At 71.2% G+C, this 12,519-nt stretch carries 11 protein-coding genes and 1 tRNA gene; 2 read left to right on the forward strand and 10 right to left on the reverse strand.

Annotated features, from left to right (window positions below; translation table 11 throughout):
• Positions 1-99 precede the first annotated feature (99 nt).
• Complete coding sequence (locus tag ACFYP0_RS18960) at positions 100-927, forward strand: hypothetical protein (RefSeq protein ID WP_386996936.1); 828 nt, start codon at positions 100-102, stop codon at positions 925-927.
• 632 nt (positions 928-1,559) lie between these two features.
• Here the strand turns inward: ACFYP0_RS18960 and ACFYP0_RS18965 are convergent.
• Positions 1,560-1,643, reverse strand: a tRNA-Tyr gene (locus ACFYP0_RS18965).
• A gap of 147 nt (positions 1,644-1,790) precedes the next feature.
• Here ACFYP0_RS18965 and ACFYP0_RS18970 point away from each other — a divergent pair.
• Positions 1,791-2,285: a YajQ family cyclic di-GMP-binding protein gene (locus tag ACFYP0_RS18970; protein WP_091402478.1), complete on the forward strand. Its 495-nt coding sequence runs from the start codon at positions 1,791-1,793 to the stop codon at positions 2,283-2,285.
• A gap of 419 nt (positions 2,286-2,704) precedes the next feature.
• On the opposite strand, the gene ACFYP0_RS18975 is transcribed toward ACFYP0_RS18970, so the two are convergent.
• From ACFYP0_RS18975 to ACFYP0_RS19015, 9 genes are all read right to left on the reverse strand, one after another.
• Positions 2,705-3,232: a dihydrofolate reductase family protein gene (locus ACFYP0_RS18975; RefSeq protein WP_386996938.1), complete on the reverse strand. Its 528-nt coding sequence runs from the start codon at positions 3,230-3,232 to the stop codon at positions 2,705-2,707.
• Between the two features lie 261 nt (positions 3,233-3,493).
• A complete protein-coding gene (locus tag ACFYP0_RS18980) occupies positions 3,494-4,753 on the reverse strand; it encodes an MFS transporter (RefSeq protein ID WP_355499027.1) in 1,260 nt (419 codons plus the stop codon).
• 137 nt (positions 4,754-4,890) lie between these two features.
• Positions 4,891-5,766 carry a zinc metalloprotease HtpX gene (gene htpX / locus ACFYP0_RS18985; RefSeq protein ID WP_124858758.1) on the reverse strand — a complete coding sequence of 292 codons (876 nt, stop codon included), beginning with the start codon at positions 5,764-5,766 and terminating at the stop codon, positions 4,891-4,893.
• 116 nt (positions 5,767-5,882) lie between these two features.
• Positions 5,883-7,370 (reverse strand): NADH-quinone oxidoreductase subunit N, encoded by a 1,488-nt coding sequence (locus ACFYP0_RS18990; protein ID WP_386996941.1) that lies wholly within the window; start codon positions 7,368-7,370, stop codon positions 5,883-5,885.
• A gap of 55 nt (positions 7,371-7,425) precedes the next feature.
• Positions 7,426-8,934, reverse strand: coding sequence for a complex I subunit 4 family protein (locus ACFYP0_RS18995; protein ID WP_386996943.1), 1,509 nt, complete (start codon positions 8,932-8,934; stop codon positions 7,426-7,428).
• Positions 8,935-8,989: 55 nt separating this feature from the next.
• The gene (locus tag ACFYP0_RS19000; protein WP_356979127.1) at positions 8,990-10,921 is read right to left on the reverse strand and encodes an NADH-quinone oxidoreductase subunit 5 family protein; all 1,932 of its coding nucleotides are present in this window, start codon (positions 10,919-10,921) and stop codon (positions 8,990-8,992) included.
• Positions 10,918-11,280 (reverse strand): NADH-quinone oxidoreductase subunit NuoK, encoded by a 363-nt coding sequence (gene nuoK, locus ACFYP0_RS19005; protein WP_124858754.1) that lies wholly within the window; start codon positions 11,278-11,280, stop codon positions 10,918-10,920. The genes ACFYP0_RS19000 and nuoK overlap by 4 nt, the downstream gene beginning before the upstream one ends.
• On the reverse strand, positions 11,277-11,837 hold the full coding sequence (locus ACFYP0_RS19010) for an NADH-quinone oxidoreductase subunit J family protein (RefSeq protein ID WP_356979129.1): 561 nt from the start codon (positions 11,835-11,837) through the stop codon (positions 11,277-11,279). Before ACFYP0_RS19010 ends, nuoK begins: the two co-directional genes overlap by 4 nt.
• A 25-nt stretch (positions 11,838-11,862) precedes the next feature.
• On the reverse strand, positions 11,863-12,459 hold the full coding sequence (locus tag ACFYP0_RS19015) for a NuoI/complex I 23 kDa subunit family protein (RefSeq protein ID WP_355499041.1): 597 nt from the start codon (positions 12,457-12,459) through the stop codon (positions 11,863-11,865).
• Positions 12,460-12,519 lie beyond the last annotated feature (60 nt).

Raw genomic sequence — 12,519 nt, forward strand, 5'->3', positions numbered from 1 at the left:
AGGCCAAAGGACTATACCGATGTCGACATAGACCACATAATCCCTCAGTCGATTGAGACAGCGCGTACAAAAGAGTTGATACGAGCTTGCGGGTTGCCCATGGACTTTGACATCCACGACCCCGCCAACCTCGCACCCATCTGCTCGTCATGCAACGGCCCTGCGGGCAAGGGCGGCGAAGATCTCAGCAACAAACCGGTGGTACTCAGCAACCTCAGGCGGGCTGAAAGGCTTCGCCCCAAAGTTGTGAAGCAAGTGCAGACATTTGGTAATTCGAGAAAAACAGCCGAGAACCTAATTAAGGCAAACGAAACCGACCTGAGCGATCCGCGGGCACGGCGGGCCTTTGAGGACCATGCGCCGGCGATCGTCCAGAAGCTAGCCCTTCTTGGCGAAGAAAAAGCGGACTTCCTCGTACTTCGAACCATTGATATAGAGATCCACGATCGCCCGTTAACTATGGGCCTGTCCCTCAATGCGCGCGGCCGGATGGCGTTAACGGTACTCGAAGAGGTCTGCGGCTGTCCTGCGGCTCGAGTGCTGGAGGAGGGAACACGCAACCTCGTGACGCATCTGGACCGTGCCGTGCAGACGGAACTCGAGGCAATAGAAGCCCCTGCCGGGCAGTCCTACTCGGGGCCGCCCGAGAACCACTACCTGACCGTGGAGTTCGACTCGGTCGACTTCGAGCGCTCCGACGAGTGGCTAGTGTTCACCTTCACAGGAAGCTTCGAGGGAAGCTTTTCGTCTTCGCTCGTGCAGGACAGCTCGGACGGTTATGGCCTGGACGAGTTGCAGGGCGACGCAGAAGTCTCCGGCAAGTTCGAGATGGTCGGCACGGGGGAACTGGTCCTGGGCAGCATGCAACTTGTCGAGGTCGAGAGCTGCATCACTGAATGGGAAGCCGACGCATACGCGACTCCGTAGCGGGGGTTTGGCCGGTGGTACGGCTAGGCCTAGCACCGGCGGTCTTGGGCACCTACGAACACCGCACGGGTCATATCGCCGAGTCGTCGGTCAGCCCTCACTCGCTGATGCGACGGTCCATGCTGCCGATTTCCTCTGTTTTGGATCAAGGCGCCGCGCTCCGCGCGGCGCGGGCGGTGAGCCGGCCGGCGGCAAGCCGCCCCGGCCGCCTCCGGCGCCGGGGCGGAGAGCCACCGACTGCCGCCGGACCGCCGCCCCGAACTCCACTGATCCAGAGGCAGGACGACCACGGCCAGGCGACACGGAAGCCGGCAGGTCGACCTGATCGAGGGCCAGGGCTTCCGACTGCCGCGCCAGTCCAACCCCGGGACTGGCTTGCCCCCGACCTACCTCCGCAGCCAGGCAAGCCCCGCGGCAGCCTCAACAGGTCACTCCAGGCGTGTTCGCGCCGGGCCGACCTCTCTCGGAAGCACGAGCGTTGGCAGCCCCAGGAGAGCCCTGAGAGGCAAGATCGACCTGCCCACCATCTGCCCACAACCAGTCGTCAACGGCTGGACCCAGCCGGACTCGCCCAGACAAACGGCAACGGCCCCCGATCAGCATCTCTGCTGGTCAGGGGCCGTGTCTGCACCTGGTGGCGGGTAGAGGATTCGAACCTCTGAAGCTTTCGCGACGGATTTACAGTCCGCTCCCATTGGCCGCTCGGGCAACCCGCCAGGGCACCCCACCGCGTCGTAACGCGGCGGCGGAAGCAAGGATAGCGGCTCCCCCCGGCGCCTACGCAACCGGGTACGGTCAGGGGGTCGTGCCGCTGGTCGGCGGCCGACGGCAGGCCCAGACCGCCGGACAGCAGGAGCAGATACATGGCAGCGAACCCGTCGTTCGACATCGTGAGCAAGGTTGACCGTCAGGAGGTCGACAACGCCCTTCGGCAGGCGGAGAAGGAGCTTGCGACGCGGTTCGACTTCCGCGGCACCGGCGCTGAGATCTCCTGGTCTGGCGAGGAGGCGATCGGCCTTCAGGCGGAGACCGAGGAGCGCGTCCGCGCCGCGCTGGATGTGTTCAAGGAGAAGCTCGTCAAGCGGAACATCTCGCTGAAGTCGCTGGATGCTGGGGAGCCGCGTCCGTCGGGCAAGATCTTTAAGATCGACTGCAAGGTGATCCAGGGCATCGAGACGGACAAGGCCAAGGCGATCAGCAAGAAGATCCGCGAAGAGGGCCCCAAGGGCGTGCAGGCGCAGATCCAGGGCGACCAACTGCGGGTCACCGGCAAGAAGAGGGACGACCTCCAGGCGGTCATCTCTCTGCTCAAGGGCGAGGACTTCGGCGTCGCCCTCCAGTTCAACAACTACAGGTAGGGACTTCCGGCCGGCGGAGCGATCGGGCCGTCGGCATGCGGCCAGCCGAGCAGCCGTCGTTCGTCACTCACGACGGACCTCGGCGGCCCTCTTTGACCTACCCGAGCCGGACTCAACCCCCCGAACCAGGGACGCCACCCGCCGAGCAGGCGTCAAGCCCAGACGAACCGGGGACGCCACCCGGTGAGCAGGCATCAGGCCCACTGAAGCTGAGGAAGTCACCCGCCCGAGTCGGCGTCGACCCATCCAGGTCGGCGTCGACTCACCCCGCCGGTCAGGCTGATTCCGCAGGGAGTCCGTCGACCACGAGTGCGTGGACAGAGCACAGCACGGTCGCCTCCTGCTCGTGGCCCACGCTGCTGGCGACCGCGGCCCCGTGCGGCGCACTGGGCAGCCAGCTCCCATTTGTCTGCGCGAGCTCAGTAGACGACGCGATACCAGTGCTCGGTCTCGCCGGGCAGCGACTCCAACCGCACTTTGGTGCCGCCGGGGTGGTCGAACATGCGCACCCCGTCGCCGAGCAGCACCGGGGCGAAGAACATGAGGACCTCGTCGAGCAGCCCGGCCTCGATGCACTGCTTGGCGACGTTGGCGCCGAGGATGTTGACGTACCTGTCCCCGGCGGCCTCCTTGGCCTGGGCGACGGCGGTGTGCAGGTCACCAACGAACGTGACGTCCGCGGGTGGCTCGGCCGGTGGCCGGTGGGTGAGGACGAACACCGGCCCGTGGTACTGGCCGCCGAAGGCGCCTTCGCTGTCGGTGCCACGGTTGGGGTCGTCGCCGCCGAATGTGCCGTTGCCGGCCAGGATCGCGCCGACGCTGTTGAGTAGGCGCCCCGCCGTCGGGTTGTCGCCGCCCAGGTGGTCGGTCAGCCACGACATGTCGCCGCCGGGGCCGGCGATGTAGCCGTCGAGCGACGCCGTCGCCGAATATAGAAGCTTGGCCATGGACCCAGGGTAGGCGGGCGGAACCCGGGTTCCTGGAAGTCGGGGTGTCCGCCGCGCAGGGACACCCCGACTTCCAGGAAGCCGCGCGGATCAAGCCGGCACGAACCCGCGCGGATCAAGCCGACACGAACCCGCGCAGATCAAGCCGACACGAACCCGCGCAGATCAAGCCGACACGAACCCGCGCGGGTCAAGCCGACACGAAGCCGCGCGGATCAAGCCGACACGAAGCCGCAGCGAAGACAGCCAGAAGCCAGCAGGTCAGACGGGGACGGGGTGTTCGGCGCGTACCGCTGTGGTTTCCGCGCGGGCGATGGGCCCGGCGGGTAGTGCGGCGACCGCGGCCCCGACGGCGACCGCCGCCCCGGCGAACAGGAACGCCCAGCGGACGCCGCCGGCGTGGTCCACGATCACGCCGGCCACCGAGCCGCCGGCGGCGCTCGACGCCACCGCGACGGTGACCACCCAGGTGTACGCCTCGTTCAACATGCCGGTCGGGGCGATCCGGCCGACCAGGGTGTTCTCCAGGGTCAGCGCGGGCGCGATGGTGGCCCCGCCGGCGACCAGCGCGACACCCAGCGCGAGCGGGGTGGGCATCACCGCGAACACGGCGAAGGTGGCGGCCAGCGCGGCGAGCAGCAGGGCGAACTGCCGGGTCATGTTCGGTGCTGGCTTGCGGACGCCGAACCAGAGTCCACCGATGGCACTGCCGACCCCCCAGACCGCGAGCAGGACGCCCGCGAGGCTCTCCGGGTCGCCGGTGGCGTGGTCGCTCGCGAATGCCGGCACGATCACACCGGCGGCCCCGAATGCGATGCCCAGGCCGGCGACGCAGATCAGCAGGGCTGGGAAGCCGGAGACCCGTAGCGGGCCGAGCCCACGGGCGTGGTGTTCCTGCGGGTGCGGACGCCAGCCGCGCATGACCCGGCCGAGGGCCACGGCGGTCGTGCCGACCAGGGTGACCACGGCCGCACCGATCAGCGCGGCCGCCGCGTCGGCGACGAGGACGAACCCGGCGACGAGCAGTGGACCGAGGACGAAGACGATTTCGAACAGCGTGGTCTCGGCGGCCAGAGCCGTGTTGCGGAGGTGGTATCGGCCGGAGTTGGGGCCGGTCAGGTCGTTCCAGGCGCCTCGGATGGCGGCGCTGAGCGGCGGGTAGGTGGCGCCGGCCACGCCTGCGGCGAGGTAGATGACGGGGAGCGCGTCGTCGCCGGAGCGGCTGGCCAGCAGCAGCCCGATGAGCGCCAGGGGGTGGGCGACGGCGGTGAGCAGCAGGACGGGGCTGGGGCCGACCCGGTCGGCGATCCGTCCGGCCACCGGGCTGAGCGCTGCACCGGCGAGGGCGTAGATGCCGCCGGCGACGGCGGCCAGTGAGTAGCGCCCGGTCACCTGCTCGACGACCAGGAGCAGCGCCAGCGGGGTCATGCCGATTCCGAGCCGCCCGATGATGCCGGTGATCAGCAGCATGGGCGCGCCGGGGATCCGCCAGACACCCAGGTACTGACGCAGCGCGGTCACCGTGAACCTCCGAGGATGTAATGAGCGTGAGCCGTTACGACCCTAACGCCAGCGCCCGGCCGGCAGACAACGGACATACAGCACTCCGCCCGTACCCGGCGCTGGCCGGGTACGGGCGGATGCGGTGGATCAGCGGGTCAGCGCTGGAACTGCACCGGCCCCGAGTTGCGGGCCATCTGCTCCAGCCGGGCGACGCGGTCCTCCATCTTCGGGTGCGTGGAGAAGAGCGCCGCCATGCCGCCGCCCCGGAACGGGTTGGCGATCATGAGGTGAGCGGTGCTGGTGAGCTGGCCCTGGGCCGGCAACGGCCGACGTCGGGCCACCGCGTCGATCTTGCGGAGCGCGCTGGCCAGGGCCAGCGGGTCGCGGCTCAGCTCGGCGCCGGAGGCGTCCGCCTGGAACTCGCGGCTCCGGCTGATCGCCAACTGGATCACCGTGGCCGCGATCGGGCCCAGGATCAGGGTGAGCAGCAGCACAGCCGGGTTGGGTCGGTCCTCGTCGTCCCCGCCGCCCAGTGGGATGAAGAAGGCGAGGTTCGCCAGCAGGGTGATGATGCTGGCCAGGCCGGCCGCCACGCTGGAGATCAGGATGTCCCGGTTGTAGACGTGGGACAACTCGTGCCCGATCACGCCGCGCAGCTCACGGTAGTCGAGGATCTCGGTGATGCCCTGCGTCACGCAGACGGCCGCGTGCTGCGGGTTACGACCGGTGGCGAACGCGTTGGGCTGCGCGGTGGGGCTGACGTAGAGCCGCGGCATCGGCTGCCGGGCGTCGGTGGCCAGCTCCCGGACCATCCGGTACAGCTCGGGGAACTGTGCCTCGGTGACCGGTTGCGCCCCCATCGAGCGCAGTGCGAGCTTGTCGGAGTAGAAGTAGGTGACGCCGTTCATGACCAGAGACACGACGACGGCGATGACCAGACCGCCGCTGCCGCCGAACCAGTAGCCCACCGCCAGGATCAGGGCGCTGAGCAGGCCGAGCAGCGCTGCGGTCTTCAGACGGTTGTGGTGCACGATGTCTCCTTCGGTGCACGGATCGCCGGGATCCGCTGACCGGTTCAACAACCCGGTACCCGCCAACCATCCGTTACAACGCTGAGAGTTCACTGAGACCGAAGTCGCAGGTCAGGTCAACGGCCGGCCAGGTCGAGCACCAGCTGCGGGGCGACGCCCAGCACCACGGTGGCCACCGTCACCACCGCCAGCACCACCCCCACCACACCCACCACGGGTACGGCCGCGGCACCGCCGACGTTCGGGGCGGCGAGGGGCGTCGGTGCCCAGAGCGCGGCGGTCACCCGCAGGTAGTAGGCGAGCCCGATCACGGCGTTCAGCGCCACCACCAGCGCCAGCCAGGCCGCGCCACCGTCCAGCAGCGCCCGGACCACTGTCACCTTCGCGAACAGGCCGGCCAGACCCGGCGGCAAACCAGCCAGACCCACCAGCGCGAGACCGAACGCCGCAGCCCGCCACGGGTGCCGGCGGGCTGCCCCGCGCAGGTCGTCCAGCGTGCCGCCGTCCGCACCCGCCGGCCGCAGCGCGGTCACTCCGGCGAACGCGGCCAGCTCCAACACCACGAAGAAGACGGCGTACGCCATGGCGGCGGCGTACGCGGCGGACCGTGCCTCGTCCGTGCGTCCGGCGGCCAGCGCCAACGCTCCCAGCGGGGCGAGAATGTACCCGGCCTGCGCGACGGACGACCAGGCGAGCAGCCGGACGGTCCGCCGCTGACGCAGCGCGACCAGGTTGCCGACGGTCATGGTGAGCACGGCGAGCAGGGCGAGCACCGGACCGGTCTGGTCCGCCGGCAGCGCCCGTTGCACGACGGCGAGCAGGGCGACCAGGCCGCCCAGCTTCGACGCGGTGGACAGGTACGCGGCCACCGGCAGCGGCGCGCCGTCGTAGGTGGACGGCGCCCAGGCGTGGAACGGCACCGCCGCCACCTTGAAGGCCAGGCCGACCAGCAGCACCGCCACCGCGGCGGTGGTCAACGGCAGGTCCCGCAGCTCCGGCTGCTCGGCGAGCAACGCGCCGAGCCGGTCCAGGTGCAGCCCACCGGTCACCGCGTACAGCAGTGCCGCGCCGAGCAGGGTCAGCGTGGTCGCCACCACGCTGACCACGAAGAAGGTCACCGCCGCCTCGGCGCTCGCGAGGCTCCCCCGGCGCAGGCCGACCAGCACGTACAGCGGCAGGGTCAGCGTCTCCAGGGCGACAATCAGCGTGATCAGGTCACCGGCCGCGCCGAGCACGACGCCGCCGGTCATCGAGCAGGCCAACAGGAAGGCGTACTCCCCGACCGGTGACCGTCCGGACCGCAGCGCGGGCACCGACAGCCCGAGCACGCCCACCGTGATCAGCCCGACCACCACGGCGACCAGGGCCGCGCGACCGCCGAAGATCCAGGAGCAGTCGGCTCCCACGCAGAACGTGCGCCGTTCCGCACCCGCCCCGACCAGCGCGGAGCCGACGGCGGTGCCGAGCGCGCCGAGCGCGGCCACGGCGATGGTGGCCCGTGGCCGGGCCACGAGCAGATCGGTGATGAGCACGAGTACGGCCGTGCCGGCGGCCAGGTAGGCCGGCAGCAGCGCGACGCTGTCCACGCTCTGCACGACGTTCATCGGGGCTCGCCTTCGTTCGCGACTGCGGGGCTCCGCTCCGCTGCACTCCTCGCGCTCACCGGGAAACCACTCCGATCAGGGCGTCGACGGGGGCCTCGGCGACGCCGAGGACCAGCGTCGGCGCCAACCCGATGGCCAACGCGAGCAGCACCAGCGGCACCCAGGCGGTCAACTCCGCACCGGCCAGGCCGGGGCCGACCTGACCGACGGCGGGGCTCGGCCGGTTGTGGGTGACCTGGCGCAGCAACCGCAGGAAGTACGCGGCGGTGAGCGCCCCACCGACCGCCGCCAGCACACCGAGGGTGGTCCAGAGCGGGCCGCCCACCTGCACGGCGGCGATCACCGCGAACGCCTCGCCCCAGAAACCGGCCAGCCCGGGCAGGCCCAGTGACGCGATCGCCGCGAACGCGAGCAGACCCGCCAACCGGGGCGCGGTCTCCCGCAGCCCGGACAGCTCGGCGAGGGTGCCCGTGCCGGTACGGTCCTTCACCGCCCCGGCCAGGAAGAACAGCAGGCCGGTGATCACACCGTGCGCGACGTTGCCGATCAACGCCGCCTGGATGCCGGTGGCGGTCAGCGTGGCGACGCCCAGCAGCACGAAGCCCATGTGCCCCACGCTGGAGTACGCGATGAGCCGCTTCACGTCCGACTGGGCCAGGCAGACCAGCGAACCGATCAGGATCGCGGCGACGGCGAGCACGCCGAGCACCGGCGCGGCCCAACGGGCGCCCTCCGGCGCCACCCCCACCGCGACCCGGATCAGGCCGTACGTGCCCATCTTGAGCAGCACACCGGCCAACACGACACTGCCCACCGTGGGTGCCTGGGTGTGCGCGTCGGGCAGCCAGGAGTGCAACGGCCACAGCGGGCTCTTCACCGCGAACGCCAACGCGAGCAGTGTGAACGCGGCCAACTGGGTGCCCCGGGACATCCCCGCGCCACCGGTCAGTGTCACCAGGTCGGCGGTGCCGGCGGCGGCGACCACGACGTACACGCCGACCAGCAGCAACACCGAGCCGAACAGCGTGTAGAGGGCGAACTTCCGGGCCGCCCGACGCCGGTCCGTGCCACCCCAGCCGGCGATGATCGCGTACATCGGCAGCAGGACGACCTCGAAGAAGAGGAAGAACAACACCAGGTCCAGGGCAAGGAAGGTGCCCAGGATGCCCACCTCGACCACCAGCAGCAACGCGACGAGCGCCCGGCCGCTGCCGCCGTCCGGCACCCGCCACATCGTGTACGCGCAGCAGAGCAACGTGAGCAGCGCGGTCAACACCACGAGCGGCCAGGAGATGCCGTCGACGCCGAGGTGGAAGCGCAACTCCAGACCGGGCACCCAGGGCAGGTCCAGTTGGTGCCACGGGCGCACCGCCGGCGCGTCCGCCGTCCAGGCGACCCAGCCTCGACCGCCGAACACCAGCGGCACCGCGGCCAGCAGGGTCAACGCCGCCGCGATCGTGCCGACCAGCCGGGCCGCCCGGTCCCGGGGCGTCGCCGCCACCGCTACCGCACCCAGCGCCGGCACCGCCAGCACCGCGACCAGCAACACCTGCCCCAACGTCATTGGACCGCCTCTGTTCGCGACTGCGGGGCTCGCAGACCCGGCTCACTCCGCACGCTCACTGGTTGGCTCCAACCAGGGCGGCGGCCAGGCCGATCAGCAGCGCGCCGGCCAGTACACCGGCGGCGGCCCGGGGCAGCGCCGCGCGGTGCAGCGCGGCCAGCCCCGCGCCCAGACCGGACGCGGCTCGCCCGCTGCCCTCGACCGCGCCGTCCACCACCACCTCGTCGCCGGCGCGCGCGGCGCGGGCCAGCGCACGGACGGGGCGTACGACAAGTGTGTGCTGGACGTCGTCGAGCCGGAACGCGCGGGCGAAGACCGGCCGCAGCGGACCCAGCGCCGCGGCCGGGTCGGCGGCCGGGTCGCGCCGCCAGCCCAGCGTCACCAGCGCGGCGCCGAGCAGTAGGAACGCGAGCGGCAGCAGCACCCCCGACCCCAGGTGGACCAGACCGTCTTCGGAGCCCGCCACCGGGACGGTGGGGAACCGCAGGCGGTCGGCGAACGCCCCGACGAACCCGGCCAGACCGAGCAGCGCGGCCGGCACGGCCAGCAGCAGCACCGGCCAACGCAGCACGGCCGGCGGGTCGTGCGGCTGGACCAGGGGCAGGCGCGGGGTGCCGAAGAAGGCGCGCAGCAGCAGCCGACCCGCGTACCAGGCGGTGATCGCCACGCCGACCAGCCCGGCGATCCAGACGATCCAGCCCACCCAGGACGGGGCCGGGCCGGTGCCCTCCAGCGCGGCCGACTCGGCGACCGTCAGTACGCCGTCCTTGCTCCAGAAACCGGCCAGCGGCGGCACCCCGGCCAGCGCGCCCAGGCCCACCACCGTGCACCAGAACGTCACCGGCATGCTGCGCCGCAGCCCGCCCATCTCCGACATGAGGGTGGTGCCGACGGCGTGGATCACCGCGCCGGCGGCGAGGAACAGCAGCGCCTTGAAGGCGGCATGGGTGAGCAGGTGGAACAGTGCGGCCGACGGTGAACCGACCGCCAGCGCGCCGGTCATGTAGCCCAGTTGGGACACTGTCGACCAGGCCAGCACGCGTTTGATGTCGTCCTGGGCGGTGGCGGCGAGCGCGCCGAGCAGCAGCGTGATCGCACCGAGCACGCCCAGCACGGTCAGCGTCACCGGCGCGGCCGTGAACAGCGGGTAGAGCCGGGCCACCGCGTACACCCCGGCGGCGACCATCGTCGCGGCGTGGATCAGCGCGGAGATCGGGGTCGGACCGGCCATCGCGTCCGGCAGCCAGGTGTGCAGCGGGAACTGCGCGCTCTTGCCGGCCACACCGGCGAGCAGCAGCAGGCCCGCGGCGGTCAACGTCGCGCCGGAGTGCTCGTGGGCGAGCACGTCGGCGATCCGGAAGCTGCCCGTCGACACGCCCAGCAGCGCGATGCCGAGCAGGAACCCGACGTCACCGACCCGGGTCACCAGGAACGCCTTCATGGCGGCGGCGGGCGCGCCGGCCAGTCGGCGGTCGTGGGCGATCAGGAGGTACGAGCAGAGGCCCATCACCTCCCAGCCGACCAACAGCATGATCAGGTCACCGGCGACCACCACCAGCAGCATGGCACCGGTGAAGAGGCTGATCTGGGCGGCGTAGGGCGGGTAGCGGTGGTCCACGTCGACGTCGTCGTGGGGACCGCGCCGCAGGTAGCCGATCGAGTAGACCTGCACGGCCAGGGCGACCGCGGTGACCGCCACCGCGACCAGCGCGGCGGCACCGTCCAGCCGTACGCCGAGGGTCACCGCCAGCCCGCCGAAGTCGACCCAGGTGGCCGACGTCTCCGTCGGCCCGTCGACAGTGAGCAGCAAGGCGACGGCCAGCGCCAGCGCACCGGCCGCACCGGCGACGCCGAGCGTCACGGCGGCCGTCCGGGCCCGGTCACCGCCGGTCGCGCTGTCGCGCCGAGGGGCCGGTGGCAGCAGCAGACCGAGCAGGCCGGCGACCAGCGGTACGGCGGGCAGCAGCGCCCCGAGCAGCCCGGTCACCGGCCCGCCTCCGAGTCCACGACGGCCGGCTCGCGCCCGGTGACGGGGTCCGGCGACTCGGTCAGCGGCACGTCGTCCACGGCGACGGTCGCCCGCAGCCGGTAGAGCTGAAGGACGATCGCCAGCCCCACCCCGATCTCGGCGGCGGCGAGGACGATGACGAACAGCGCGAAGACCTGCCCCGAGTGCGGGAGCACGGCGCGGGCGGTGGTGTCAGCGGTGACCAGGATCAGGTTGACCGCGTTGAGCATCAACTCGACCGACATCAGCACCAGCACCGCGTTGCGGCGGCGCAGTACGCCGTACACGCCGAGGCCGAACAGCAGCGCGGCGGTGACGTACGGGATGACCGGCCTCACCGGCGCCCCCCGGGCTCGCTGTCGACCAGGTCGCCTTCCGTGCTGTCGCGTCGCGGGGCGGCTCGGCCGATGTCCGGGCGGGACAGCACGATCGCGCCCACCAGGGCGGAGAGCAGCAGCACCGAGAGCACCTCGAACGGCAGCACCCAGGATTGGAAGATCTGCTCACCCAACCGCTCGGCGGTGCCGGCGTGCGGCAGCGTGACGGTGCTCCAGCGGTACGCGTCGACCAGCAGGGCGGTCAGCCCCAGCCCGGCGCCGCCACCGATCAGCGCGGCCGGCCAACCGGGCCGGTCCAGGTCGTCGGAGGCGCCGATCGGGGCCCGGGTCAGCATCACCGCGAACAGCAGCAGGACCACCACCGCGCCCACGTAGATCAACACCTGCACCCAGGCCACCAGCTCGGCGCTGAGCACCAGGAAGTCACCGGCCAACGCGCCCAGGCACACCACCAGGTAGAGCCCGGCCCGGACCAGGTGTTTCGTGGTCACCACCAGCACGCCGGCACCGACCGCCACCGCGCCGAGGGCGAGCAGCAGCACGTCCGCGCCGGTCACCGGGGCGCCCTTCCGGCTCGGGCCCTCACGACGCCGGGTCCTGGTCGGCGTCGGGGCGTACCGCTGGCGGAGCGGGACGGGCCGCGGCCGCCTTGCGGGCGGCGGACGTCTCCTCCTTGGCCGGCTCGCCGTTCGGGTCGTGCGCGGGCGGCGGCGGAACGGTGGCCATCCACTGACCGAGGTGGTCCTTGTCGTGCAGCAGGTCCTTGATGTCGTACTCGGCGTACTCGAACTCCGGCGACCAGTAGAGCGCGTCGAACGGGCAGACCTCGATGCAGATGCCGCAGTACATGCAGAGCGAGAAGTCGATGTCGAACTTGTCGAGCACGTTGCGCTGGCGGGGGCGGGCGGCGCCAGGCACCGCCACCTCCTCCTTGTGCGAGTCGATGTAGATGCACCAGTCCGGACACTCGCGGGCGCAGAGCATGCAGACCGTGCAGTTCTCCTCGGACAGGGCGATCACGCCACGCGAGCGGGGCGGCAGGTCGGGGGCCACGTCCGGGTACTGCTGGGTGGTCGAACGGCTGGTCATCGTCTTGAGGGTGACCGCCAGCCCCTTCACCAGGCCCGCGCCGGGGAGGCCGCGTTCGCTGGTGTCACCGCGCTCGCCGGGGTCGCTCATGTCGACCATCCTGCCCTGTGGCCACGGCGCGCGCGACCACCACCCACAGGTCCAGGGCGG

This window comes from Micromonospora arida, from assembly GCF_042873195.1.
Taxonomy (GTDB): domain Bacteria; phylum Actinomycetota; class Actinomycetes; order Mycobacteriales; family Micromonosporaceae; genus Micromonospora; species Micromonospora arida.

Coding starts and splice junctions, on each gene's coding strand:
- ACFYP0_RS18960 (WP_386996936.1), top strand. CDS start 100: ATGGACTTTGACATCCACGACCCCGCCAACCTCGCACCCATCTGCTCG.
- ACFYP0_RS18970 (WP_091402478.1), top strand. CDS start 1,791: ATGGCAGCGAACCCGTCGTTCGACATCGTGAGCAAGGTTGACCGTCAG.
- ACFYP0_RS18975 (WP_386996938.1), bottom strand. CDS start 3,232: ATGGCCAAGCTTCTATATTCGGCGACGGCGTCGCTCGACGGCTACATC.
- ACFYP0_RS18990 (WP_386996941.1), bottom strand. CDS start 7,370: ATGAACGTCGTGCAGAGCGTGGACAGCGTCGCGCTGCTGCCGGCCTAC.
- ACFYP0_RS18995 (WP_386996943.1), bottom strand. CDS start 8,934: ATGACGTTGGGGCAGGTGTTGCTGGTCGCGGTGCTGGCGGTGCCGGCG.
- ACFYP0_RS19015 (WP_355499041.1), bottom strand. CDS start 12,459: ATGAGCGACCCCGGCGAGCGCGGTGACACCAGCGAACGCGGCCTCCCC.